21 protein-coding genes are annotated in these 24,971 nt (G+C 68.1%); 10 read left to right on the forward strand and 11 right to left on the reverse strand.

Going from position 1 to position 24,971, the window contains the following annotated elements; genetic code table 11:
• Nucleotides 1-27 precede the first annotated feature (27 nt).
• Entirely contained in the window at nt 28-2,535 is a 2,508-nt protein-coding gene (locus tag HMPREF3167_RS07685) for a glycosyltransferase (protein ID WP_070446333.1), read from the forward strand.
• Nucleotides 2,532-4,412 (forward strand): hypothetical protein, encoded by a 1,881-nt coding sequence (locus HMPREF3167_RS07690; RefSeq protein ID WP_070446335.1) that lies wholly within the window; start codon nt 2,532-2,534, stop codon nt 4,410-4,412. The genes HMPREF3167_RS07685 and HMPREF3167_RS07690 overlap by 4 nt, the downstream gene beginning before the upstream one ends.
• Here HMPREF3167_RS07690 and HMPREF3167_RS07695 read toward each other — a convergent pair.
• Entirely contained in the window at nt 4,409-6,604 is a 2,196-nt protein-coding gene (locus HMPREF3167_RS07695) for an N-acetylmuramoyl-L-alanine amidase (RefSeq protein WP_070446337.1), read from the reverse strand. The two genes, HMPREF3167_RS07690 and HMPREF3167_RS07695, sit on opposite strands and share 4 nt — an antisense overlap.
• Before the next feature lie 122 nt (nt 6,605-6,726).
• Here HMPREF3167_RS07695 and rfbD point away from each other — a divergent pair, with 122 nt between their 5' ends.
• Both rfbD and HMPREF3167_RS07705 read left to right on the forward strand, forming a co-directional pair.
• The gene (gene rfbD, locus HMPREF3167_RS07700) at nt 6,727-7,578 is read left to right on the forward strand and encodes a dTDP-4-dehydrorhamnose reductase (protein WP_062613626.1); all 852 of its coding nucleotides are present in this window, start codon (nt 6,727-6,729) and stop codon (nt 7,576-7,578) included.
• Between the two features lie 25 nt (nt 7,579-7,603).
• Complete coding sequence (locus tag HMPREF3167_RS07705) at nt 7,604-8,191, forward strand: bile acid:sodium symporter family protein (RefSeq protein ID WP_062613625.1); 588 nt, start codon at nt 7,604-7,606, stop codon at nt 8,189-8,191.
• Nucleotides 8,192-8,322: 131 nt separating this feature from the next.
• On the opposite strand, the gene rfbA is transcribed toward HMPREF3167_RS07705, so the two are convergent.
• Nucleotides 8,323-9,189 carry a glucose-1-phosphate thymidylyltransferase RfbA gene (gene rfbA, locus HMPREF3167_RS07710; RefSeq protein ID WP_062613624.1) on the reverse strand — a complete coding sequence of 289 codons (867 nt, stop codon included), beginning with the start codon at nt 9,187-9,189 and terminating at the stop codon, nt 8,323-8,325.
• A 66-nt stretch (nt 9,190-9,255) separates the two neighbouring features.
• Here rfbA and HMPREF3167_RS07715 point away from each other — a divergent pair, with 66 nt between their 5' ends.
• Complete coding sequence (locus tag HMPREF3167_RS07715; protein WP_244899247.1) at nt 9,256-10,212, forward strand: bile acid:sodium symporter family protein; 957 nt, start codon at nt 9,256-9,258, stop codon at nt 10,210-10,212.
• Nucleotides 10,213-10,216: 4 nt separating this feature from the next.
• Here HMPREF3167_RS07715 and HMPREF3167_RS07720 read toward each other — a convergent pair whose 3' ends face one another.
• Both HMPREF3167_RS07720 and HMPREF3167_RS07725 read right to left on the reverse strand, forming a co-directional pair.
• A complete protein-coding gene (locus HMPREF3167_RS07720) occupies nt 10,217-10,915 on the reverse strand; it encodes a TIGR03089 family protein (protein ID WP_070446339.1) in 699 nt (232 codons plus the stop codon).
• A complete protein-coding gene (locus HMPREF3167_RS07725) occupies nt 10,912-11,778 on the reverse strand; it encodes an inositol monophosphatase family protein (protein ID WP_070446341.1) in 867 nt (288 codons plus the stop codon). Before HMPREF3167_RS07725 ends, HMPREF3167_RS07720 begins: the two co-directional genes overlap by 4 nt.
• Before the next feature lie 261 nt (nt 11,779-12,039).
• Here HMPREF3167_RS07725 and HMPREF3167_RS07730 point away from each other — a divergent pair, with 261 nt between their 5' ends.
• Genes HMPREF3167_RS07730 through HMPREF3167_RS07740 form a run of 3 tightly spaced genes read left to right on the forward strand, consistent with a single transcriptional unit; the run spans nt 12,040 to nt 16,615 of the window.
• Nucleotides 12,040-12,321 (forward strand): WhiB family transcriptional regulator, encoded by a 282-nt coding sequence (locus tag HMPREF3167_RS07730; RefSeq protein ID WP_062613620.1) that lies wholly within the window; start codon nt 12,040-12,042, stop codon nt 12,319-12,321.
• A complete protein-coding gene (locus tag HMPREF3167_RS07735; RefSeq protein WP_070446343.1) occupies nt 12,321-15,269 on the forward strand; it encodes a glycosyltransferase family 2 protein in 2,949 nt (982 codons plus the stop codon). Before HMPREF3167_RS07730 ends, HMPREF3167_RS07735 begins: the two co-directional genes overlap by 1 nt.
• On the forward strand, nt 15,266-16,615 hold the full coding sequence (locus tag HMPREF3167_RS07740; RefSeq protein ID WP_070446345.1) for a DUF5719 family protein: 1,350 nt from the start codon (nt 15,266-15,268) through the stop codon (nt 16,613-16,615). The genes HMPREF3167_RS07735 and HMPREF3167_RS07740 overlap by 4 nt, the downstream gene beginning before the upstream one ends.
• Before the next feature lie 12 nt (nt 16,616-16,627).
• On the opposite strand, the gene HMPREF3167_RS07745 is transcribed toward HMPREF3167_RS07740, so the two are convergent.
• The gene (locus HMPREF3167_RS07745) at nt 16,628-17,056 is read right to left on the reverse strand and encodes a DUF3499 domain-containing protein (protein ID WP_236698673.1); all 429 of its coding nucleotides are present in this window, start codon (nt 17,054-17,056) and stop codon (nt 16,628-16,630) included.
• Between the two features lie 56 nt (nt 17,057-17,112).
• Here HMPREF3167_RS07745 and HMPREF3167_RS07750 point away from each other — a divergent pair, with 56 nt between their 5' ends.
• Complete coding sequence (locus tag HMPREF3167_RS07750) at nt 17,113-17,535, forward strand: metallopeptidase family protein (protein WP_062613616.1); 423 nt, start codon at nt 17,113-17,115, stop codon at nt 17,533-17,535.
• On the opposite strand, the gene HMPREF3167_RS07755 is transcribed toward HMPREF3167_RS07750, so the two are convergent.
• Entirely contained in the window at nt 17,532-18,350 is an 819-nt protein-coding gene (locus tag HMPREF3167_RS07755; RefSeq protein WP_062613615.1) for an RDD family protein, read from the reverse strand. The two genes, HMPREF3167_RS07750 and HMPREF3167_RS07755, sit on opposite strands and share 4 nt — an antisense overlap.
• Before the next feature lie 50 nt (nt 18,351-18,400).
• On the opposite strand from HMPREF3167_RS07755, the gene HMPREF3167_RS07760 reads away from it, so the two are divergent.
• Nucleotides 18,401-19,363 carry a stage II sporulation protein M gene (locus HMPREF3167_RS07760; RefSeq protein ID WP_062613614.1) on the forward strand — a complete coding sequence of 321 codons (963 nt, stop codon included), beginning with the start codon at nt 18,401-18,403 and terminating at the stop codon, nt 19,361-19,363.
• A 61-nt stretch (nt 19,364-19,424) separates the two neighbouring features.
• On the opposite strand, the gene HMPREF3167_RS07765 is transcribed toward HMPREF3167_RS07760, so the two are convergent.
• The 5 genes from HMPREF3167_RS07765 to HMPREF3167_RS07785 are packed head-to-tail and all read right to left on the reverse strand — an operon-like array spanning nt 19,425 to nt 24,948.
• A complete protein-coding gene (locus HMPREF3167_RS07765; RefSeq protein ID WP_068538822.1) occupies nt 19,425-20,705 on the reverse strand; it encodes a DUF58 domain-containing protein in 1,281 nt (426 codons plus the stop codon).
• Complete coding sequence (locus tag HMPREF3167_RS07770; RefSeq protein ID WP_083200575.1) at nt 20,705-21,883, reverse strand: AAA family ATPase; 1,179 nt, start codon at nt 21,881-21,883, stop codon at nt 20,705-20,707. The genes HMPREF3167_RS07765 and HMPREF3167_RS07770 overlap by 1 nt, the downstream gene beginning before the upstream one ends.
• The gene (locus HMPREF3167_RS07775; protein WP_083281131.1) at nt 21,873-22,976 is read right to left on the reverse strand and encodes a DUF4350 domain-containing protein; all 1,104 of its coding nucleotides are present in this window, start codon (nt 22,974-22,976) and stop codon (nt 21,873-21,875) included. Before HMPREF3167_RS07775 ends, HMPREF3167_RS07770 begins: the two co-directional genes overlap by 11 nt.
• Nucleotides 22,973-23,584: a DUF4129 domain-containing protein gene (locus tag HMPREF3167_RS07780; protein WP_062613611.1), complete on the reverse strand. Its 612-nt coding sequence runs from the start codon at nt 23,582-23,584 to the stop codon at nt 22,973-22,975. The genes HMPREF3167_RS07775 and HMPREF3167_RS07780 overlap by 4 nt, the downstream gene beginning before the upstream one ends.
• Complete coding sequence (locus HMPREF3167_RS07785) at nt 23,581-24,948, reverse strand: glycerophosphoryl diester phosphodiesterase membrane domain-containing protein (protein WP_068538824.1); 1,368 nt, start codon at nt 24,946-24,948, stop codon at nt 23,581-23,583. The genes HMPREF3167_RS07780 and HMPREF3167_RS07785 overlap by 4 nt, the downstream gene beginning before the upstream one ends.
• Between the last annotated feature and the right edge of the window lie 23 nt (nt 24,949-24,971).

Genomic DNA, 24,971 nt, shown 5'->3' on the forward strand with positions numbered 1-24,971 from the left:
GTCCGCGCGGGCTGTTAGCATCGGAGCATGAAGATCCTACAGGTCACCGCCCACTACCCGCCCGACTTCGTCTCGGGCGGCGCTCTTGTCCCGCATCGCTTCGCCACTGAGCTGACGAGGCGCGGGCATGAGCTGAGCGTCTTCGCTGGGCGCCTGGGAGCCGAGCCAGGCGAGGTGATCGACGAACGGCAGGGCGAGGTGGCCGTGCGGTGGGTGGGTAACTCCAACGCGCTGGCCTGGTTCGACGCGAAGAACGTGGACAACCGGGCGATGTACGCTCCCTTCGAGGAGTTCCTCGAGCGCCAGCGCCCGGACGTGGTCCACTTCCACTCGATCCAAACGATCGGTGCGGGCGCGCTGAAGATCGCCCACGATCACGGGTGCGCCGTGGTGGTGACCATGCACGATTTTTGGTGGACGTGCGCGCGGCAGTTCCTCGTGGACCGTTCGGGGGAGCCGTGTATCCCGGTGGTGTCGGCGGGGGATTGCCAGTGCGCGGCCGGCCGCACGCACCTAGAGGAGCGTAACGCCTGGCTCGCCCAGCAGCTACGCTTCGCCGACCTCGTCCTCTTCCCCTCGCGCTCGGCGCGCGACCTCATGATAGCCAACGGAGTGCCGATCGAACGTACGGGCGTCAACGAGAACGGGGTGGAAGCCGTCGCGGGAGAGGCCCGGGAGCCGTTCGCGCGGCCCGTGCGGTTCATGTACACCGGCGGGGGCGCCGCCATGAAGGGGGACGAGGTGTTGAGGGAGGCCTGCGCGGGGGCCCGCGTGCCGGAGGGCACCGTGCTCGACCTCTACAACACGCCCGCCGACGGCTTCCCTGAGTGGGCGACCAGCCGGCCCGCCTACGGGCGCGAGGACCTGCCGCGTGTCTTCGCCGAACACGACGTGCTCATCCTGCCCTCGGTCATGCGCGAGTCGCACTCGATCGTCACGCGCGAGGCGCTGAAGGCCGGCATGGCCGTGATCGCCACCGACTCCTTCGGCCCCGAGGAGGCGATCGCGGACGAGGAGAACGGCCGCCTGGTCGCCTCCGGATCGGCTGCCGACCTGCGCGCCGCGCTCGAGGAGCTGGCCGACCCGGCTGTGGCCAGCGCGCTCGCGGGCCGCGGTTCGGCATCCCCGATCCGCACGGTTGACGAGCAGATCGACGAGGTGGAGGGCTACTACGCCCGCCTCCTCGCCCGCCCCACGCCCGATCTCCTGGCCGAGCCGGACGATGCCATCCTGCGCGCCGGCGTGGCGGCCGCAATCCGTGACGTGGTATTCGTGATCGGTATCCAGGGCGCGATGGCCCGCTACCGGGCCCACCTACCCGCCGAGGCCCTCGCCCTACGTGGCATCCGCGCCCGGGTGATGCACTACCGCGACCCGGCGCTCGAAGCGGGCGCGCTTGCCGCCGACGCGGTGGTCCTCTACCGGGTGCCCGCCACCTCGCAGATCCTCGAGCTGATCGAGCACATTCGAGCCGCAGAGCGGCCGATCCCCATCCTGGGAGATGTGGACGACCTCATCTTCGATCCCGGCATCGTGGCCGGCCTCGACAACCTTGCCAGCCTGGATGACGCGGAGCGCGAACTGTGGATCCGCGGCATCCACCGTTACCGCACCACGCTCGACCACTGCGACTACTTCGTCGGCTCCACCCACACCGTCTCGGCCGAGGGGGAGCGCCTGCTCAGCGTGCCCGCCCATCGATTCTCCAACGGCATTGGCCACCTGCTCGGCGTCGTCTCGGAAGAAGCATGCCGTCGCGAGCGCACCCCCGGCCGCCTGCGCATCGGCTTCTTCTCCGGCACGAAGACTCACGACGCCGACTGGGCCTCCGTCGAGGGGGCCGTGGCGCGCGTGCTGGGCGCGCATGATGTGGAGCTGTGGCTCGGCGGGCTGGTCGAGCCAAGCGCGGCGCTCGAGCCGTACGCGGACCGGATCGTGCGTCTGCCGTTCGTTCCCTGGTACGAGCTGCCGGGCTACCTGCGCGACGTCGACATCAACCTCGCCCCGCTCACCGCCGGCTCGATCTTCAACGAGGCCAAGTCCGCCATCAAGTGGCTGGAGGCCGCGCTCGTAGAGACCCCTACGGTCGCCTCGCCCTCCCAGCCCTTCCGGGAGGCGATCGACGACGGCGCCACCGGGCTCCTCGCGTCTGGCGAGGACGAGTGGGTTGCCGCGATCGAGGCCCTACTGGACGAGACCGCGCGGCGGCGGATGGGTCGCAAGGCCAAGCGGGCGGCGTTGCTCAGCCTCTCGCCGGACCTGCAGGGCCGAGCCTACGAGGCGATCCTCGTTGACGCCTGGCGCCACGTGGTCCGCCGCGGCCACAAGGCCGCCTTCCTCTTCCCGCCCGTCTACGACGACGAGCCGCCCGCGGCCGCCGCGGCCGTACTCGAGCGCTACGAGCTTCCAAAAGTCCGTCACCAGCTCATCGACACCGTGCGGATGACCGGGCTCAAGACCGTCCACTCCCTGCGGGTGAACGGGGTGGTCGGCACGGCGGCGAAGGCTGCGAACGTGATGCGGGGGCGACGATGATTGACCACCTGATGGGAGCGGGAATCTTCGCCCTCTTCGTCTTTCTCTTTTATGGCTTCGGCTCTGCCTTGCGTAAGGACGCCTCGACCTTCGCCGAAAACCTTGTGGTCGGATACATCGCGCACAGCTTCCTCATCGCGTTCGCGGTGATCCCCATCCAGATCCTCGAGCTGTCCTTCACCCCGGCGCTCGTGGCGGTGTCGGCGGTAGGTGTGGCGACGGCGTCGTACACGGCGGTGGCGTGGGTGCGCCACGGGCTGGTGGCCACGGCGCTGCCGCTAAGGCGGTGGCTGGCCGAGAACTACTTCCTGTTCGTGCTGGCGGCGGCGCTGTTCGCGATCTACCTGCTGCAGACCGACCTCATCCTCAATAACAACAACACCGACGACGGTTACTACCTGCTTAAAGTTGCGGGGATCGCGCAGGCCGAGGACCCGTTCAACATGATCTACGGGACGGGCTTCGTCAACCTCGCCCCGGGATTCAACCCCTACCACCTGTCCTCGGTGCAGACCGAGATGGGCGTGTACGCCTACCTCACCGGCATCGACCCGGTGGTTTTCATGCGCGCCACGCTCAATACGTTCCACTACCTGTTGGCCGCGGCCTCGATCGCGTGGTTCGCCCGTGAGCTCGGCCGCTCGCTCGGAAAGCCGCCGCGCGAGGGCCTCTACCAGTACGCCGCCTCGATCCTTCTCCTCTTTGCCTTTGAATACCGCACGATCGAGGACTGGCACATCCTCGCCGCTCAGGACCTGTGGCAGTTCAACTCGGCCATGTGGTTCGGCGGGTCGATCGTACGGGTGATGGGCATCCTGTGGATCATCACGCCGTTCCTATCCGCGCGCCGGATCGGCTGGAGGCAGATCGCACAGGTGGCGGTCATCTGCGTGGCGCTCGTCAGTAAGGCGGCCGCTGCACTGCCCGTCATCCTCGTGGCGGGCGTGGGATACCTCGTGGCATACGCCTTCACTAGCACCCGCCGTGCGGCCTTCGGCGGGGTGGTGCTCATCGGCTTTTTCGCGGGCGCGGGCGTGACCCTGGCCGGGGCGCCTGCGACCAACGGCTACGTCAGTGAGGTTTTCATCGCGAACCTCACGAATCCGCTCGTGTGGCTGGCCGCGGCGGCGGTGATCGCCGGCGTAGTGCTTTTCCGTACCCGGGAGTGGTTGCGCGTCGGGATCGTTCTGGTCGTCGTGTTCGTGATGATGGCGGTGCCCGAGGTCAACGACGTGTTCGAGGTCGTGGCGATGAGCGACTTCGTGGCGCTGCGCGCCCAGACCACGGCCTACTACACGCTCCTTATCGCCGGCTTTGTGGCTCTCGTTTTGGCGCTCGCGCGCGTGCGTCGGCAGGCCGTCCTTCAACTGGGGGTCGCAGCGGTGCTCGGGCTTGGTGCCGTGGCCTCCACTGTTCCCGTGTATGGCAATCCGATCGGGACCTACCGCTTTATGGCCGCCAACCCGCACCTCATCCCCAAAGAGACGGCCCAGCTTTCCGAGCGCCTAGAGGACATGGCGGCCGGTGAGCCGCTCGACGTCCTTGCGCCCGAATGGGTGGAGCTCAAGCATCGGCGCCACTATGTGGCCTCGATCCTTCGCGTCTACGCCCCGCATGTCCACTCGCTCTCGGTACTCACACGCTTCGGTACCACGTGGCACTCGGACTACTACCACTGGGACCTTGTTGATCAAAGCGCCTATGACTACTTCATCAGCTCTCCGGGCGACGAGGCCTACGCCAACCTCCAAGCCGTGCTCGACACCTACCCGGTGCAGGTGATCGTCATCCCGGGCGACTCGTTCGAACCCTATGCCGAAAACGCCGGCTTCGAGCTTGTGGACCAGGTGGGGGAGTACCTCATCTACCGACGCTAGCGGGGATTACTCTCGTAGCCGTAGGTGTAGAGCAACCCACCCTTCGTGATCGCGTAGAAGCGGTGCAGGTTGCCTTCGGAGTAGCCGAGCTCGAGCTGGGCCATCGCGTTCCACCGGCTACCTATGCGGGCGCGCTTGCCGTAGCCGCCCTCGGTGATGTCAGCGTAGTAGTAGAGGTTGTTGTCCGCGCCGATGGCGATCGCGTCCGAGTAGCCCGAGCCGCTCCAGTCGCCCACGAACGTGGCGCCCTTGAGGTGAGCGTAGTTGCCCGCCGGGTGGGAGGTCTTGGTGAACGAGCCCGCGCCGTTTGTGGCGTAAATGTAAAGGTCGCCACCCACCTTAAGCCCCACCAGCGCCGGCTTGCCACCCGGGCCCTGCGCGACCCCGAACACGTGGGTGAAGGCCCAGCCGTGGCCGATCTGGCGGCCGGGGTTGACGCCGCCCGTGCCGTTGCCGGGGTAGAAGTACAGCCTCTTGTCGGCGTGGATGCCGAGGATGTCGTTGATCCCATCCCCGTCGAAGTCGATGCCGGTCACCAGGCTCGCCATGTTCTGCCAGCCGTGCCCAATCTGGTGGCCGGGCATGAACTGGTCCTCGCCGCGCCCGGCGTAGAAAAGGAGCCGACCGTCGGCCGTGCGCAAGAGGAGATCGGCCAGAGCGTCGTCGTTGGCGTCTCCCAGCCCCCACACGTCAGTGGCGGGCCAGCCGTGCCCAGACTGGGCAGAGTAGCTGTATGCCGCCGTCGCCGGCACGTCCACGTAGCTCGGAGTATTCGGAGTGCCTGGGGCGGCCTGCTTGTCGGAGATGAGCTTGGCAACCGCGGCGCGGATCTGGCCGAGCTTGGGATAAATGCGGGCTAGGCAGGCGGTGGCAGCGACATCAAGGTGACCGCTGATCGCGTTGATGGAGCGCTTGACGCCCGAGTGGTCGGTGTAGATGAAGGTGCCGAACGGGTCTAAACCGGCGCGGCCGAACTGCCAGGCGAGCACGGTGGCCACCGAATCGAGGGAGACCTGCGTGGGGTCAATCGAGGTGTAGTTGCCCATGACCGAGATGCCCACCGAGCCTGTGTTGGCGGGCGCGGCATGGGCGCCGATCACCATCTGGCCCGCGGCCGAGGCGAGCGAGCCCGTGCGGCCCTCGTAAATGTTGCCGTACTTGTCAATGAGGAAGTTGTAGCCGATGTCGCCCCACTCGCGGCCGAATGCGTGGTAGTTCCAAATCGCCTTGACGATCGCGGGCCCCTGGGCCTCGGTGTACACGTTATTTCCGGCCGTGTGGTGGATGATCGCGCCGCTCAGCTTAACCGTCTCCGGCGGCCACGACGTCTTCTTCGCACCCCACTCCTCACGCGATATCACCTTCGGCGCGGCGATGTCCACCTTCTGCGGCGCCCGCGCCGGGTTGCCGAACGCGGTGGCGGCGGCATTGGTGAACGTGGAGTCCGTGCGCAGGAGCGCCGGCATGAACGCGGCCCCGGTATGGGAGTCGACGTTCGTGGCCGGCTCGAGGTCCGTCTCGGGCTCGGGGGTGACCTCCGGCTCGCTGACGTCGGCCGGCTCCTCCGTGCCGCCCGTGCCCTCGCCGGTATTGAGCGAAAGGCTGAGCGACGTGGTCCGGTTCGCCCCCGCCACACGCACCTGGATACCGCTCGAGCCGGCCGCCATGTAAGGTTCGGTGCTCGGCGTTCCCTCGCCCTCATCCTCGATGTCGAGCGCGTACCACTCGCCCCACTCGCCGTTGGTCAGGGTCCGGATCTCCACCGCCTCGGGTGACGCGCCCTCCCACGTCACACCGGCCACGAGGAAGTCGTTCGTCTCCATCGGCTCCGTCACCAGGTCAAATTCGAGCTCGCCGGGGGCCAGGGCAGCTGGCGCCGCCGTCGCGTCGTCCTGCTCGGGCGCGTCGAGCTCGGGTGCGTCCGTCTTCGGGGCCTCGGCCGGCTTCCCGACGGCGTCCTCGCCCGCCCCGTCATCAGGCGCGGCCTCCTCGCTGGTCGCGGGAGCCGTGGTCTCATCCGTAAGGTCCGGGGCCGAGTCCGGCTCCGGCGTCGTGGGCTCCTCGAGCGCCGGGGCGGCAAGGAGGTCGACGACGTAGCCGGACGGCTCCCCATCCGCGGGGGCCGCGGGAAGCGTGGCCGCGAGAGGGGCAACGAGGAGAGCGCTGAGGGCGAGCGAGAGCGTGGTTTTCATGAGAATCCTTCTGTGCTTGAAAGTCACACGAGTCACAATCTAAACAATATTCACACCCGTCGCAAGGATAAGACGCCCGCGTCACAGGCCGCGATAGACTGGGTGAAAAACCAAGGAGAACTATGCACTGGACAGTCATTGGCGCCGCCGGCATGCTCGGCACCGACCTCACCGAAATCCTCCGCGATCGCGGCTACGAGGTCACAGCCCTCGACCAGCCACAGATCGACATCACCGACCCGGCCTCGGTGGCCGAACTCGGCGCCACCGACGTGATCGTCAACTGCGCCGCCTTCACCGCCGTGGACCCGGCCGAAGAGCACGAGGCCCAGGCCTTCGCCGTCAACGCGGTCGGCCCCCAGCTGCTCGCCCGGCGCGCTCGTGAACTCGGCGCCCGCATCATCCAGATCTCCACCGACTACGTCTTTGCCGGCGACGCCGAGGCCCCCTACGGCGAGTACGCCCCGATCGCACCCAAGTCCGCCTACGGGCGCACCAAGGCCGCCGGCGAATGGGCCGTCCGCGCCGAAACCGGCGACTACCTCCTCGTCCGCACCGCCTGGCTCTACGGTGCCCACGGCGCCTGCTTCCCCAAGACCATGGCGCGCCTGTCCGACACCCACCCGCAGCTGTCCGTGGTCACCGATGAGATCGGCCAACCCACCTGGACCCGCGATCTCGCCGACCTCCTCGTCCGCCTCGTCCAAGCCGGCGCGCCCTCCGGCATCTACCACGGCACCTCCTCTGGCCAGACCAACTGGCACGGCTTCACCAAGGAAATCGTGGCCGCCTACGGCAAGGACCCGGCGATCGTGGGGGAAACCACCGCCGCGGCCTTCAACCGGCCCGCGCCTCGGCCGTCGTATTCCGTACTCGCCCACGACTCACTCGGCGCCATCGGCGTGGCCCCCATCGGGGATTGGAAGGAGCGCTGGGCGCTCGCGGCGCCGGCCGTGCTCGCCGACATCGACTAAGCCCGACGCCGCCCGGCCCCTCCCGGTGCTCCTCGGGGTCCTGGCCCAGTACGTCATCATGCCGCTCATCGCGCTCGCGCTCGTCAAGATCCTCAACCTGCCCGAGGCGGTGGCCGTGGGCATCATCCTCGTGGGCTCGGCGCCGGGTGGCACGTCGTCGAACGTCATCTCCTACCTGGCCAAGGCCGACGTCGCCCTGTCCGTCACCATGACGGCCGTCTCCACGCTACTGGCCCCCATCATGACCCCGTTGCTCGTGCAGTGGATGGCAGGCACGATCATGGACATCGACGGCGGGGCGATGGCGATCTCCATCGTCAAGACCGTGGTGGTTCCCGTGCTCGGCGGCCTGCTCCTGCGCCTCATCCTCCCGCGCGTGATCGACAAGATCCTGCCCGTGCTGCCCTGGGTCTCCACCTTCGGCATCTGCGCCGTGGTGATCGGCGTGGTGCCCGGCTCGTCGCAGGCCTTCGCCACGGCAGGAGCGGTCATCTTCGCCGCCGTCATCTTCTCGGTGTGGCACAACCTCTCCGGCGCGTTCCTGTCCATGTTCTACCGCCGCACGGCAGAGCACACGGCTACCGAACCGGCGGGCGAGCCTGCAGGTGCCTAGCCCGCCCACAGTGGCTTAGCCCGCCCACAAATGCTGCACTACTTCGCAAGATGCGGCACAAAATAACGGTAATTTAGTGCCGCATCTTGCCGGTTAGTGTCGCGTTTGCCAGGCGCGACCTCACGAGGTTCCTAGCGCTGCTCGATGAGGTCCAGCAGGTATTGCCCGTAGCCCGACTTCACGAGGGGCTCGGCGCGGCGGCGCAGACCGTCGTCGTCGATGAAACCCATCCGCCAGGCGACCTCCTCCGGTGAACCCACCTTGAGCCCCTGGCGGGCCTCGACGGTGCGGACGTAGGCGGTGGCGTCGGCGAGCGAGTCGAACGTGCCGGTGTCCAGCCAGGCCGTGCCGCGCGGCAACACCTCCACCGAGAGCTTGCCTGCCTCGAGGTAGACCTTGTTGATGTCCGTGATCTCGTACTCCCCGCGTGCTGAGGGCTGCAGGTTTTTGGCGATCTCCACCACGTCATTGTCGTAGAAGTACAGGCCCGGCACGGCGTAGTTTGACTTCGGCTTGGCCGGCTTCTCCTCAATCGACAGGGCTCGGAAGTCCTCATCGAACTCGACCACGCCGTAGCGCTCCGGATCCGTCACGTGATAGGCGAACACGGCCCCGCCGTCGGGATCCACATTGCGGCGCAGGCGCGTGCCCATGCCCGGGCCGTAGAAAATGTTGTCGCCGAGGATGAGGCTGGCCGCCTCGTTCCCGATGAAGTCCGCGCCCAGCACGAACGCCTGGGCCAGCCCGTTGGGCACCTCCTGCACGGTGAAGGACAGGTTGACGCCGAACTGCGATCCGTCCCCGAGCAGGCGATGGAATTGGGGGGCGTCCTCGGGGGTGGTGATGATGAGGATGTCCGAAATGCCGGCCAACATGAGGGTGCTCATGGGATAGTAGATCATCGGCTTGTCGTACACGGGCACGAGCTGCTTGGACGTGCCCAGGGTGATCGGATGAAGACGAGTGCCGGATCCGCCGGCCAAGATGATTCCACGCATGGGTCTATTGTGGCCTACATTGGATGTCTAATGGGTGATAATTGCCGGTAAATGGAAAGAGAACACATGTCGAAGCGCTCTGAGGATCGTTCCGCACTCATCGCGGTCAGCGTTTTCCCGGCCATCATCGTGGCGGGGGCAGTGTGGGCCTACCTTTTCCCGGCCACCGCCTCCCACCTCACGCCCTACATCTCGCCCGGTCTGGGCTTCATCATGTTCACCATGGGCCTCACCCTCACGCTCGCCGACTTCAAGCGCGTGGCCGAGCGCCCCCTCGCCGTGCTCATCGGGGTGGCGGCCCAGTACGTCATCATGCCGCTCGTGGCGATCGCGTTGGTGAAAATCCTCGGCCTGCCGCAGGGTCTGGCGATCGGTTTCATCCTGCTCGGGTGTGCGCCGGGCGGCACGGCGTCGAACGTGGTGGCGTACCTGGCCAAGGCCGATGTGGCGCTGTCGGTCACGCTCACCACCGTCTCCACGCTGCTCGCCCCAATCTTTACCCCGCTGCTCGTGCAGTGGCTGGCGGGCACGTTCACTGACATCGACGGCGGTGCCATGGCGCTCTCCATCCTCAAGACCGTGGTGATCCCGGTGGTGGGCGGCGTGGTACTACGCCTGCTTATCCCGAAGGCCGTGGACCGCGTGCTGCCCGTGCTGCCGTGGATCTCCACGCTCGGCATCTCGGCCGTGGTCGCCGCTCTCATCCCCGGCTCTGCCGACGCCATCGCGAGCGCCGTGGGCGTGGTGCTCGTGGCCGTCATCTTGCACAACCTGGCCGGCCTGCTCATAGGCTACTGGGCCGCTCGCGCCACCGGGTGCAGCCCTCGCGTGGCACGCACGGTCTGCATCGAGGTGGGGATGCAAAACTCCGGCCTCGCCGCCACCCTGGGTAAGACCCACTTCGCCGCCACCCCCGAATCCGCCCTGCCCGGCGTCATCTTCTCCGTGTGGCACAACGTTTCTGGTTCCCTGCTCTCGCTCTATTTCCGCCGCCGCGTCCAGTCCGGGGCCGTAGCTAAGTAACGGGTTAGGGAAGGATCTGCGCGCGCTCTGCCGCCACGATCCTTGCGGGGTCGCCTTCGCCAACGACGACGATCGCCGCACCTCCCGCACTCGCCGCCAGGAGCGCCCGGGTCGCCTCGGCGACGGTGGGCTTCACGAGCACGCTGGCGCGCTCGATCACCTTGCCCCCGCGCGCCCGCTCGGCGTTGTCGGTTTCTTCGGCGAGCACGAGGGCATCGGGTTGGCCCATGACGTCGGCCAAACCGTCCGCCACACCGGCGGGCAGATCGCCATTCCAGGCGAAGGCGAAGGAGTCGAGGTTGAGGGCCACCACTTCGGCGGCGCTCTCTGCCCAGCGCTCGGGGTGGTTCGTTACCACCAGGTCGCTGGCCAGGTCGCTAGCCGGACCTGCCGGGCCGGCCTCTCCAGCCGCGCCGGCATGATTGCCAGTCGCGCCTGCGGCCGGAACCTGCGCCACGGCGTCGTGAACCTCCAACCCGGCCACGAGCGCGCCGAGTGCCCAGGCGAGGGTCTTCCAGTGCAGGGGCAGGTCAAGGGCTACGTGCTCGCCGGGTTGGAGGCCGAACTCGTCGCGCAGGTAGTTGGCGATTTTGGCCACGTGGTTGGCGAGCACCTTGCCGGAGAGTTCGAGGCGGCCGTCGGAGTCGTACCAGGTCAGCGCGGGGGAGGTGCCGCGGGTGGCGAGGGAGGCGTACAGGCTCACGCGTCACCTCCGAAGTAGTGGGTTTGCAGGTCTTGGGGCGCCACGCAGCCGATGGCGTCGAGGCAGAGCTGGAGGGAGTCAGGGTGGCCGGCCGCGGCGTAGGTGGGGCTGTCGTAGACGGAGGTGTTCGTGGAGCGGTCGTCACGCACGCCGAGGATCTGCCCGCCGGCGGCCTTGACCAGGGCGATGCCCGCGCCGATGTCCCACGGCTGGGTGCCCATTCCCAGGCACGCCCCGAGCGTGCCCTCGGCTACGCCGGCCAGGTGCAGGGCGGTCGAACCCAGGCGCCGCATCGACTTCGACCCCTCGAGCAGGAGCTGGTAGCCACGCGCCGCGCCGTCCTGATCCTCGATGCGCTCGGAGGGGAAATCCGCGGCGAACAGGCTGCGGTGCGGGGGCTGGTCGCTCACGCGCATCGGCTCGCCGTTTCGGTAGGCGCCCGTGTCGTCGGCCAGGTAGAGCACGTCGAGGCTGGGCTGGTAGATGACGCCCGCCACCACCTCCCCGCCCACCACGGCCGCGATCGAGACGCACCAAAACAGCAGGCCAGAGGTGAAGTTCGACGTGCCGTCGATGGGGTCGACCAGCCACACGACGTCGTTCGGCCCAGGAACCGTGCGCGAGCCGGAGGAGTCGATGACGTGGCCCTCCTCCTCGCCAAGCAGCAGCGAGGACGGCAGGGCCTCGAAGAGGATCGCGCGGATGGCGGCCTCGGCACGGCGGTCGTGAACCGTGACGGGGTCGTGGAAATTGCGCTTGTACTCGACTGGGCCGGGGTTCTTGAAGGCCTCGAGGAGGTCCGGTGCCACGGCGCGTGCGGAGCGTTCGGCAAGCAGGGCAAGCTCAGAAGGGCGAGGTGTCATGCCACCATCGTCGCACGAAAGTGGGGGCGCGTGCTCGCCCGCTCGCACAGGAAAACCGCAATATCTCACACTAAGGGGCCCAAAACGCGGACAACACGCCGATGGGCGTCTCGAAGTGTGTAAAGCGTCTTGACTTTAGGTGGTTACACCGATGTAATTTAACCACAGAGATTTTGAACGGAGGACCACATGAGGCAGTCGAAAGCGACGCCGCTCCACACCGCCCATGTCGCGGAGGATCCTCAACTGGCTCAACGGCTGATGCAGGGAATTTTTGACCTCGGCTACGGCTTTGCCCAGGACGCGGACCTGTCATGGATGGAAGAGGCGCTGTGTGCGCAGACGGATCCTGACATTTTTTACCCCGAGAAGGGCGGATCTACCGCGCCGGCCACGTCCATTTGCAAGAACTGCTCCGTGCGGGCCGAGTGCCTCGAATACGCCGTGACGAACGACATCCGCCACGGCATCTGGGGCGGCACTTCGGACAATGACCGCAAGCGTATGGCTCGCGAGCGTAAGGCAGCGCGCGGAGCTCGCTAGTGGAGAGCGTTACTCGTGAGAAAGTCACGGCGATCGTGGTGTGCCACCGCCGTGACCTTTCTTTTTTGGCCGACACGCTGGCAGGGCTGAGGGAGCAGATCCACGGCCCTGACCACATCGTGGTGGCCGTGCCCAGCCTCGATTCCCCGTTCGTCCAGCCGGTTCACGCTCAGCTCGATCCCGACGGCGAGCACATCCAGCTCGTCCACGGCGCCGGCAAGAACCTCGGCCAGGTGATCGCGGGCCTCCAGCTTCCCGAGTCGGACTGGCTGTGGATCCTACACGCCGACTCCCGCCCCGAACCAGCGGCCCTCGACACCCTGTTGCGTACCGGCGAGGGATCGAACCGCATCGGTGTGGTCGGCCCCAAGCAGATCGCGTGGGAGGATGCGGACTCGCCGGTGCTGCTGGAGGTGGGCATCCGCGCCACCCGCAGCGCGCGGCGCGTGCCCGAGGTAGAGGCGGGGGAGCGCGACCAGGGTCAGTACGATTCGCGCATCGATGTGCTCGCGGTGGGGACGGCCGGGGCTTTGGTGCGTCGCTCCATGTGGGACGAGCTCGGCGGGCTTGACCCGTTCCTTGGGCCCTTTGGCGAGGGGCTCGAATTCTCCCGCCGCGCCCGCCGTGCCGGCTACCGCGTGGTGGTCGACCCGGCCGCCGTGGTCCGCCACGCCCGCGCCGGCCTGGGCGAGAACCCCGACCGTAGCTACGCCCAGCGCCGCTCGGCCCAGATCTACAATTCGTTACTCGCCGCGCCCGGCGCCCTCGTGCCGCTCTACGTGCTCGGCTATCTGCTGCTCGCACTGCCGCGATCCCTGGCCCGGCTCGTCACGAAGGACACGGCCCTTGCCTGGGCCGAGCTGGGAGCCGGGGCGCGCGTGCTGACCATGCTCGACGACGTCGTGCGCGGGCGGCGCCGGATCGCAAAGGTCGCGTCCGTGGGGGCCGACGCCCTGACCGCGCTCGAGGCCCGGCCGGCCGACATCCGATCGGCGCGCCGCGAATCGAAGAGGTCGGCCAAGGAGGCCAAGATTCTGGCCGAGCAGCCCGACCCGCTCACCATCAAGGCCCGCGCAGACCTCGCCCGCCACTCCCGCAGGGGTGGGCTCGTGTCGGTGGCGATCGCCGCGCTGGTCGCGGTCGTGTTCTTCCTGCCCGTGTTCTCCGCGGGCGTGCTTTCGGGCGGCGGGCTCGCGGCCGACACCACGGGCGCGCCGGACCTGGCCCGCCTCATTTGGTCAGGTTGGCTCGACTCGGGATCCGGCCACGCCTATGCGGTGGATCCCCTGTGGGTGGCGATGTTGCCCTTCCTTGTCCTTGGTCACCCGTTCGGGCTGACACTCGGCGCGCTCGCCACCGGCATGCTGTACCTGGCGATCCCGGCCGCCGCGTTCTTCGCTTACCTTGCTGCCGGGCGGATGTCCGCCTCCTGGGTGGTGCGGACCGTCGCAGCGCTTGCCTGGGTGGTGGCGCCCCCGTTCATGGCGGCGCTGGCCGATGGGCAGATCGGGGCCGTCGTCGTGCACGTGACCCTGCCCGTGACACTGTTCGCGATCGCCGGGGCCTGGCGTGGCTCGGCGCGTAGCCTGGGGTTACTTGCGCTGGCGTTCGGCGTGCTGGCGGCGGCCACGCCCCTGTTTGCTGCCGTAGCGATCGTGGTCGCTGTGATCGGCGTGGCGGGCAGGCCTGGGCAGCGCAAGCGCTGGCTGTGGGTGCCCGTGCCGGCCCTGCTCCTGCTTGCGCCCTCGCGCGGCGCGTTTTCCCCCGGCTTGCTGTTTGCCCAGCCGGGCGTACCGACGGGCGCCACCCCGGCCCTCGTCATGGTGGACCAGGTGCGCACCGACCCCGTCCTCCTCGTGGCGGTCGCGTCCGTGTTCGGCGCCGCCGCGCTCGCGTTGTTGCGCCTGCACCGGCGTTGGTGGATCCGCCTCGGCTGGCTGATTCTCGCCGCCGGCCTCGGTGTCGCCGCGCTCGCCCCCACGTTCACGGTGGGATACCGGCTGGTGACCGGCGGGTATGAGTCCGTGGAGGGCTCGCCGATAGTGGGCTATTCGTTGGCGTGGTTGGGCGCGTGGATCGCGATCATCTGTGGTTCGCACGGGCTTCGCACCGCCATGCGCCGCCGCAGTTTTGGGGCCACCCAGATCGTGGGCGGGCTCGTCATGCTCGCCCTGCCGCTCGCCGTTGTGGCCGCGGGTGGGTGCGGCCTGCAGACCGTGTGGGAAGAGGAGCCCGTGCTCGGCGCGAACGCTCCTGCCCTCCCCGCGCTCGGCGTGGAGGCCGAGGCCCGCCACGAGCGCGTCCTCGCCCTTACCCCCACCTCCGAGGGCGTCAGCGCCGAACTCTGGCGCGGCCAGGGCATCGAGCTCCACGAATACACCATGGCGCGCGGGCAGGCGATGGATCCCGACTCCGCCGACTCCGCCCTCGCCGACGCCGTGGCCGGGCTCACCCGCGGCTCCGGGGACGGCGCCGAGCTGGCCGACCACGCCATCGCGATCGTGCTCGTCCCACCGGCGGGGGAGGGCGAATCGCCGGAGTTCCGCAGCCAGCTAGTCGGCCGCCTCCACACCATCCCCGGCCTCCAGTACGTCACCACGGGCGAGGCCGGGACCTTCTGGCGTGTCACCGAGCCGGCAGACCGCGCGCGGGCGGACGCTGGCCTCGCCTCGGGCGTCGTGAACGCGGAAGGGGAAGTAACGGGACCCGGCACGCTCTCGCTTGCCGAGCGGGCCGACGCGCGGTGGGTGGCCACGCTCGACGGCCAGAGGCTCGAGACGATCGAGGACAGCTGGGCGCAGGCCTGGCAGCTGCCGGACGCCGGGGACGTGCATATCGACTACGTAGACCGGGTGCACCGTGTCACAGTTGTGGCGCAGTTCGTGGCGCTCCTGGCCAGCCTGGTCACCGCGCTGCCTCTGCGCCGGCGGGTGGGAGGCATCGAATGAAGAAAGAACTTGCGGCGCTCGTGAGCGGGGTGGGCGTGTTGGCGCTCGCCGCCGGCGCGGGCCTGGCCACCGCGATGCCGGCCGCGCAGCCCGCCGCGCCCACCACCGTGGCCGCGCCGCAGGGCCAGGCCGGACCAAGCCAGGCCAGCCTCGTATGCTACGCCCACGCCCAAGACGCCAACACCGGCGGCATCAACGTGTCCGAAGTCGTCGAGGGCAAGAGCTCTTGGGCCGGCGTCTTGTCCGACGGGGCCGCCACCTTCGACAGCACGCCCTTCACCGGCGTTCTCACACAGATCGCGGGCGGGCAGGCCGTGGGGGTGGTACGCGGCAAGGGCGTGATGGCCGGCGCCTCCATCCAGACCGCCCAAGCCGGCGACTCACGCGGCCTCATCGCCGCCCCGTGCGAGTGGCCGGCGAACACCGTGTGGCTGGTCGGCGGGTCGAGCGAGGTGGGCACGTGGTTGTCGCTCATGGTCCGCAACGCCTCGGCCACCGCCACCACGATCGACATCGCGGTCTACTCCTCGGCCGGCCAGCTCGACATCCAGGGCCTGTCCACCCTGTCGCTCGAGGCCGGCGGCGAAGCCACGCGCGACCTCACCGGCCTCATCCCGCCCGACTCCCGCATCGCCATCCGGCTCTCCTCCGACACGGGCGCCTTCGTAGCCGCCATGCAGGTCCTCCAGCTCGACGGCGTCACCCCCGCCGGCATCGACATGCTCACCGACTCCGCCGCGGGCACGGACGTGGTCATCCCGGGCGTCGTCGTCGACGCCGACACCACCGCCGCCCTGCGCATCGTCAACCCCCACGACGAGCCGACCACCGTCAACGTTGCCACGCTCGGGGAGGAGGAGCGCCCGCTCGACGGCGCGCAGGGCGTGGAGGTGGCGCCCCAGTCCGTGCTCGACCTCTCCCTCGCCGGCCTCGCACCCGGCTCCTACGGTGTGCGGGTCAGCGCCAGGACCGACGTCGCGGTGGGGGTTTCGCTTACTCGTTCCGGCGACGACGGCGTGGACGTCGCCTGGCTCGCCGGCCGCGAACCCGTGACAGCCGGGGGCATCGCCGCCGGCCCCCACGCGGGCACGCTAGTGCTGAACGGCAGCGGGCAGGCACGCTGGACGAGTTATGACGTCGACGGCGCGCAACTCGATAGCCAAGTGCTGAACGTTGACGAGATCGCGAGCGTGGAGATTCCGGCCGAGGCCCACTACGTCACGCTCGAGGCCGACCAGCCAATGTACGGCGCCGCGCTCCTACACACGGACACGGGGATCGCCTGGATGGCACTCACCCAGGACTCCACCACCAGCCAGGCCGTGCGGCTCACCATCGCCAACTAGGCGCGGCCGGCGCTAGCGGGCGTCGTCGCTGGGGCGGTCGGCGTCGGTGGCGCGGTCGTCGTTATCCCCGCCGTCGATCAGCGTGAGGCGCGGGCGCGGGTGGGGCCGAGTGGAGACGTCGGCGGCGGGCCGGCGGATCTCACGCTGGGCCGGCTTGGGCGGCGGCACGTCGCGGCGAGAGGCCTCGCGGATGGCGTCAGCGAGGGCGAGCAGGTCGTCAGTGGAGGGCGGCGCCTCCTCAAACTCCGTCTGGAGGCGAACCATCTGCCAGCCCACTGGCGCGGTCACGTGATTGGCATGATCCTTGCACAGGTCAAAAGCGCCCTGCAACGGCACCGGCGACAGCGGGCCGATCACGGCCGTGGCCTCGCGATAGCCGTACGTCATGGTGGCAACTGCCGGCTGCTGGCAACCAACGCGGGAACACTTTCGAAGACTCACGGCTCCTACCTTAGTCGCATCCCCGTGCCCCGCGGCAGAGGCGTTAGGGTAGGTTCATGGTCTTCCCCGCATCCGCCCGACGCCGCGACCGCCACGGCCGCGGCCCCCGCTGCCCCATCCTGCCCGCCTCCATCCCCGCCTGGCGTACCCGCGCCGACGAATTCGACGATCTCCTCGCCTGGGAACTCGGCTCCTACCGCCGCACACTCGGGGCTAAAATGGACCGCTTCGACTTCGCGGTCATGGACGTGCCCGGCCAGGACCCGGCTCCCTGGGAAGACGGCGTGCCGCTCGCACGCTTCCTGCCCTTCGAGCGGCCCGCGAAGATCCACGGGCGCCTCATCTTCTATCGGATGCCGATCCTCGAGCAAATGCGCCGCGAGCCCGATCCGCGGCTCTTCATCCACGACGTTGTCACCAGCCAGCTCGCCAGCGCCCTCGACTGCTACCCGGAGGACATCGACTACTACTACGGCTAGGCTGATTCGCCCAGGCCGTAAGGGATTTCCGCCACGCGGGTGCCCAACCGTTGGCGGCGCTCGGTGACCTCGGTGTAGCGGCGGCGTTCAACGTCATAACGGATGACAGTGACGGCCTCAATGAAGGCCTCGGCCGGCGTGCCCCACGGGGGCGGGGGAGAGACGTACTTCTCGCACGCGGCCGCCAGCGCACGCGCCTGGGCTTGGCGGGCCTGCGGGGTGAGGCGCTCGCGGCCCTTGAGGAAATCGGCGATATTGAGGGACAGGCCCGTGGGCAGCGCGCGCGTTTGGGCGACCCCGGCCCAGGCGGCCAGGCCCTGCGGCATGGAGACCTTCGGTTCCCAGTCGCTGCGCGACGGCCAGCGCACCACGTACGTGCCTGCCAGCATGTCGCCCAGCCGTTGGCTGTTCTTCGTGATAAAACTGGTGATCGTGGCGATCGCGCCGAACGCGACGAACACTTCGAGGATCCCGGCCGTGGCCCGAATGAAGGCCTGGTTGGCGGTGATCGTGCCACCGTCGAGCCGTACCACGCGCGTGCGGGTGACGAGCTTGCCGAGCGAGCGCCCGTTGGAGGTAGTCGTGACAAGCGCGGGCAGAAGCCAGAACAAGACGGCGGTCACGGACACCACGATCGTGGCCACCTGCGCCCCGTTGAAAGTGGGGAACGTGTTGGCCAGGCTGAAGATGAGGACGACGTAGGCGATGACAATGAGGCCGTAGTCGATGAGCCCGCTGACGATGCGCGAAAGCACGGTCGCGGCGGGGAGCTCGAGCTCGACTCCCTCGCCCGTGATGATGCTGTGTTCTGCCACGCCTCCAAGCCTACCTGCAACCCGCGCCCCATTTGTGGCACCCTTGGAGTGTGGAGAGTCTAGCTTTTGCCAAAGCGCACCAGGCCCAGTGGGAGCGCCTCGACGAACTGACGGCCCGGCCGCGTCTGACCGGCCCGGAAGCCGACGAGTTCGTGCGCCTCTACCAGGCCTCCGCCGCCCACCTGGCCACCATCCGCACGCAGGCCCCCGACGCCGACCTCATTCTCACGCTCTCTGCCACCGTTGGCGCCGCCCGGGCCCGCCTGACCGAGATCCGGGGCGCAAACCTGCGCTCGCTCGGTCACGCCCTGACCTCCACCCTCCCGCACGCCTTCTACCGGATCCGCTGGTGGGCACACGCCGTGACGATCGCGGCAGTGGCGATCGCCGCGATCGTCATCGTCTATTTCCGTATGTACCCCAACGAGATCTTCCAGCTCGGACCCTACGAGCTGTTGCGCTCGTACGCTGACGAGTCCTTCGCCGCCTACTACCGCGAGTATTCCGGCACTCAGTTCGGGGCGATGGTGTGGACTAACAATGCGTGGATTGCGCTGCAGGCCGTGGGCGGGGGCATCACGGGCGTTTTCCCTGTTTACGTGCTCGCCACCAACGCCGTGTCAGTGGGGCAGGCGGGCGCGATCCTCGACTACTTCGGGCTCCTGCCGATCTTCTTCCAGCTCATCTTGCCCCACGGTCTGCTCGAGCTGACTGCGATCTTCGTGGCCGGTGGCGCCGGGCTCAAGCTCTTCTGGACGATGCTGGTGCCAGGCGGCCGGCCCCGCTTGCAGGCGCTTGCCGTCGAGGGTAAACAGGCCATGTTCGTCGGCTTCGGGCTGGTGGGCGTGCTCTTCATCTCGGCCCTGCTAGAAGGCTTCGTGACCCCGTCCTACCTGCATTGGGGTGTGAAGGTCGCGATCGGCGCGGGCGTGCTCGCGGCCTTCTGGATCTGGGTCTACGCCTTCGGTCGCGGCGAACCTAAGGAGAAGGACCTGGTCCGCTACGCTGCCTAGCCGAGGGTGGCCTGAGGCCCGGCCGGTGGTGAGAAGAAGTTGTCGACTGGAACAGACCGGACTAGAGCAGACCCCGGGCCTTGAGGCTCATGTAGGTATCCACCACCGCCACGGGCAGGCCCTCCGCGTCCGAGCGCACCACCTTCGCACCCGCGCGCTCGAGGGACCGGGCCAGGTTGTTCTCCTCGATCTGGGAGCGCTCGTGAGCCGCGAGCTCGTAGATGGCACCCACCTCCTCTTCCCGCTCCGGATCGCCCGTGTGAACCGAGGCGACGAGCACGGTGTGGGTGCGCTTGAGGGTGGGCAGGACGTCGACCAGCCCGGAGGAGAGCGTGCCACCGCCGATCGTGGTGGCGATGACCACGAACGCGGGCCGCTTCGAGATCTGCGAAATGTAGGCCGGCAGCGAGGCCCAGTCGGTGGCGTGCAAGCTCGGCTCGATGTCGGCCAGGGTCTGGGCCACCTTGTGCGTGATCGTCTTCGTGTGCTCTAAGGCCAGCCGCGCCCTCAGCTGATCGTCCATGGCGATGACCGACACACGGTCGCCCGCTCGCTGCGCGATCGCCGACTGCAAGAGCGCCGCCTCGATGAACGTGTCGAAGGCAGGACCTTCCGCCACGCGCAGGGCGCCGCCACGGCCGGCGTCGAGAACAATGACCACGTGCCTGTCACGTTCGGGGCGCCATGTGCGCACCACGGTCTCACCGAGGCGGGCCGTGGAGCGCCAGTCGATGGCTCGGACGTCGTCGCCGGCCACGTATTCGCGCAGGGAGTCAAACTCGGTGCCCTCGCCGCGAGTGAGGAGGAGGGAGCGCCCATCGAGTTCGCGCAACTGCCGCACCCGCGAGGGGATGTTGCGCCGCGAGACGAACGGCGGTAGCACGTGGATTTGCCAGGACGTGGGGGCGGACTTCTGCCGACCGGCCAGGCCCAGCGGGCCGAACGTGCGCACCGTGACCGTGGAGGAGTGGATCGTGCCGCGCCGTTCGGGGCGCAGCGAGGAATCGAAGATAGCCTCGCTGCGCGGCCTCAGACGGAAACCGTGGCGCGAGGGGGAAACGTTCGCCGACGGCGGCCACGCATCCCGGAACATGCCCGAGATCTTGCGCCCGGACGGGTTCGTGAGGGTGAGCGTGGCGGCCGCCTCGTCGCCCACACGCACCGAATCATCCCCGTTCCGGTCGGCCACGAGGACCGACGGGTTGGGCGCGAGCGCGGCGTCGAGCAACACGAGGAACACCAACACGATGGTGATCAGCACCGCGATGCCGGCGTCGCGGGTCGCCACCCCGAACACGATGCCGAGCACGGAGCAGACCACGGCGGGAAGGCGAATGAACATCAGCGCGGCACCGGCACCGAAGCGAGGATCGACTCAATAACCGAGCGCGGGCTGACCCCGTCAAGCTCGGCCTCAGCGTGAAGCTGGATGCGATGGGTGAGGGCGGGAACGGCGAGGGCCTTGACGTCGTCGGGTGTCACGTAGCTCCGCCCGGATAGCCACGCCCACGCGCGCGAGCCATGCAGGAGCGCGGTGGCGCCACGTGGGGAGACACCAAGCGAGACCGCCGGCGACACGCGGGTAGCCCGCACCAGGTCCACGATGTAATCCAGCACCCGGGTGCCGACCTCCACGCTTGCCACTTCCTCGCGCGCCCGGCGCACGTCGTCAGCGCCGGCCACCGCCTCAATCTTGGCGGTGCTGAGGTCCGTGGGATCGAAGTCGCCCGCGTGGCGGCGCAGAATCTCCACTTCCACCTCGCGCGGGGGCAACGGCAGGATGGTTTTGAGCATGAAGCGGTCCAGCTGGGCCTCCGGCAGCGGGTACGTGCCCTCGTACTCCACCGGGTTCTGGGTGGCGACCACCATGAACGGATCGTCGAGCTCGCGCGGCTGGCCGTCCACCGACACCTGGTGCTCAGCCATCGCCTCGAGCAGGGCCGCCTGGGTCTTGGGCGGGGTGCGGTTGATCTCGTCCGCAATGAGTAGGTTGGTGAAAACCGGTCCGGGGCGGAACGAGAATTCGCCTGTGGATGCGCTGTAAATGAGCGAGCCCGTGAGATCACCCGGCATCAGGTCCGGGGTGAACTGCACGCGCTTCGCGTCCAGTTCGAGTGCCGCGGCCAGCGAGCGGACCAGCAGGGTCTTCGCGGTGCCCGGCACACCCTCAAGGAGGACGTGCCCGTCGCACAACAAGCCGATGAGCACCGAAGTGACGGCGTGATCCTGGCCCACGATCGCCTTGGCGATCTCGGCGCGGATGCGGCGGAACTTCTCCGCCGTGGCCGACTGGGCCGGCTCCTCCTGCGCCGGCTGAGTCACCTCCGGACGGAAGCCCTGCGCGCGCGGCGCTCCCTGGGGCGCCCCCTGCGGGGTGGACTGAGAGACAGCCGGAGACTGCGGCTGGTAGCCGCCTGGCTGTGGGTCGCCTTGCGCGTGCGCAGTGACCGGGGGCTGGTAGATGCCCTGGGCCGGATCTTGGCCCTGGCGCCCGGATGGCTGGTTGGAATCAGCGGTCATTGATTTCCCTTTCGAATTCATCGAGCTGGTCAGCCAGCCTCGACAGGTCGGTGTCGGACGTGATGGGGAGAGAGTAGAACAGGGCGTCAATCGCGGACGGATCGCGTCCGCTGACCCGGGCGAGCACGTCCACGACCACCTCGCGCGGCGAGGTCGGACTCAGGCGCCCGCGCGCCACGCGCGAGATCGTTCCGGCGCGCAGGGCACGGGCTGCGTGCTCGGTGGCCCGCCCGCGGTGGTAGAGCTGGCCGCGGCCGGCGTCGGCCTCGGAGGCAGGCACGACGACGGGCATGGGCTCAGCTACGAGCTTTCCGAAGCGGCGCCCGCGGTAGAAGGCCCACCACAGGGCCGTGAGTACCAGGCCAACGAGGAGGGGGTAGAACCAGGTGGGCAGGCCCGCCCACTGCGGCGTGGTCCGCATCTCGGATTCCCAGTAATCGCCACTCACCCACAAGACCTTCGGCTGGGTGCCGAGCTTGCGCATGGCGAAGGCGGCGTTGCCGTGGTCGGCCAGGTATTCGTTCGTGAGGAAGGTCGGATCGAGAATTAGGGAGATCTTCGGGTTGGAGGTGAGCTGCACCCAGCCGTAACCGCCGAGCTGGGGGAAGCAACCCGTCACGTCCCTCTCCCGGTCTGGTCTGAAAGCGAGGGAGAGGGGGCTGATCCCGCGCGCCTCCTGCGCATCCGGGTCTTGACACTTCGCGGCCACCGGGATCGGCGGGAAACTCTCCGTGTAACCCTCGAAGCCGAAATCGTACATGCTGGAGGAGTCCCCGAGGACCACGATGGTGGCCCGGGAATTCACCAGGTCCTCGGTCACCTCGGTGGGGGCGTAGAAACTGGGGTCGATCACCAGCGTGGTGTCGGTGTCCGCTGAGTCCATCGCCTCTAGCGGGCTCACCTCGGACACGTCCACCCCATGATTCTTGAGGATCTGGGCCAGGGCGCGCGTGCCCGTGGAGGCAGTGGACGTGGGGGAGTAGGGCTCGCCCTGCTGCGGGATGTCGACCAAGGCTATGACCGCGAGCGCGAGCACCGCGATGAGCGACAGAAGGATACCCGTGCGAGATCGCTTTGGTGCCGACACGCTCATACGACCACCTCGCGCGCGGCTACGCGGTGCAGGCGGTGGACCGACTCCACGTCCGCCGCCGTAGCCTGGTGGTGCCAGTAGTAGACGTCATTGAAAAGCTGGGCGCCCGCCGAGAACTCATCGATGTGCCCGAGCTTGCGTGAGCCGGCCTCAGCCGCCTCCTGGGCAGTCATTCCCGGCACCACGTGGATGAGCTCGCGCTCGTCAAGCAGACGCATGATTGCGCGGAAACGTTCGACGACGGCGAGGTTGAGATCCCCCGCCTGCTCGGCCCGGTCGGCCGCCTTGAACAATTCGGCAGACGTGCGGTCATCATCAAAGAGCTGCTCGCGCTCGCGAGAAGCCGGTGCGCTACTGGCCCGCGAGCGGCGGTAAGCAAAGACGATGACAGCCACCACGAACAGGGCCAGTCCGATGATGACCACGAGGTTCCCCGCCCCGCCCTCACCCGGGTTGAGCTCGTTCACCACGATGTTGAGCCGCTCAAACAACCATTGCAAGAAGCGCGAGAGGAGGCTGGGCGAGTGGTCATACATCGCCTTCGACAGCTCGGCCTCCGCTAGCTGCTGAGCGGTGTCCGCATCCGGGGTGAAGGGAACGAAGGTCACTTCTCAAAATCTCCATACCAGCTCGGGCGCTCGCCGGGGGTGTCCTTGCCGGACTCGGTATCCTGTCCCTGCTGACCGTACTGGCTCTGCTGACCGTATTGACCCGGCTGGCCGTACTGACCCGCCTGGCCATAGCCGTAAGTCTGGCCATTGTAGCCGTAAGACTGGCCGTACTGCGTGCCGTCACCCTGACCGTAGCTCTGGCCGTTGTGGCCGTAAGACTGGCCGTAACCCTGGCCACTCTGGCCGTCACCGACCTGACCGGAGTCGTTACCGTACACGGGCGGGGTGTATCCAGCCTGAGGCCCGTACTGGTCGTATCGGTTGTGCTGGCTGTACTGGTTCGGCTGGCTGAAGGCGCCGGGGCCGGCTGCCTGACCGGCGCCGTACAAGAACTCCTGATGGAAGTTCTCCCGCTTCATCCGCATGTTGACGTAAATGAGGTTGATCAGTGCCATGGAGATCGGCACCAGCAGGGCTGAGATGAGGAGCGTGAAGAGGATGCTCACCGCGCTGCCGGCCGTGGCGGCCACGATATCTCCGGAGTTGCTGAAAACACCGCCGACGACCAGGCCGAAAACGATGCCGAGCACCCCGGAAAGGACCGACATAATGATGCTGAGGGTGATGTACAGGCCAGCGAAGTAGCCAAGCGAGCCCTGGGTGAGACGCCAGGAGCGCCCGATTGCCTCGGCCGGCCCGATGTCCTCAGCAACCAAGGCGGGAACCGCCACCGAGAAGCGGTAGACCAGCAGGAAGACCGCGACGACGTAGACGAGGAATGACAGGATCATGAACGTGATCGTTGTGCCCGACGAGTCCGCGAAGCTGAACGCGCTGAGGGCGAGCGCGCTGATGGCCGCGGCAAAGATGAGGACTACCACGACGCCGGCCGCGATGGCGAAAAGCGCCAGGACGATCATGCGCAGAGCGATCTTGCCCAGGCCGGCTCGTGCGAGGGCCAAGGTTTCGGACAGCGACAGTTTTTGGCCGCGCACCGACGCCAAGGTGACCCGCGTGCCCGCGACCAGCACGAGCATGTTGGCGAAGAAGTAGATGATTGCGACGGTCAGGGCATAGAGCGTCAGGTTGGTGGCCCCCACCACCTCACGTGAGACCAACTGACCGAAGGCCAGCGAGAGCAGCACCTCGAGCGCGGCGACCACGAGGTTGACCACGATCGGGAATACGATGAAGGGCACGGGGTTGAAGCGCAGGAGGCGCATGGTGGCATCGAGCGTTTCGCCCACTCCCAGCGGGTGCATCGGGATGACCGTGCGCCACGGTTCGACGCGCTGGTGGATCTGCGGCTGGTCATCGCCGTACTGCCCGTACCGGGGACCCTGGGAATCGAATGCGGACATCGGATAACCTTTCGTGTCGATAC

The organism is Trueperella sp. HMSC08B05, assembly GCF_001808405.1.
In the GTDB taxonomy this organism is placed as follows: Bacteria; Actinomycetota; Actinomycetes; order Actinomycetales; family Actinomycetaceae; genus Trueperella; species Trueperella bernardiae.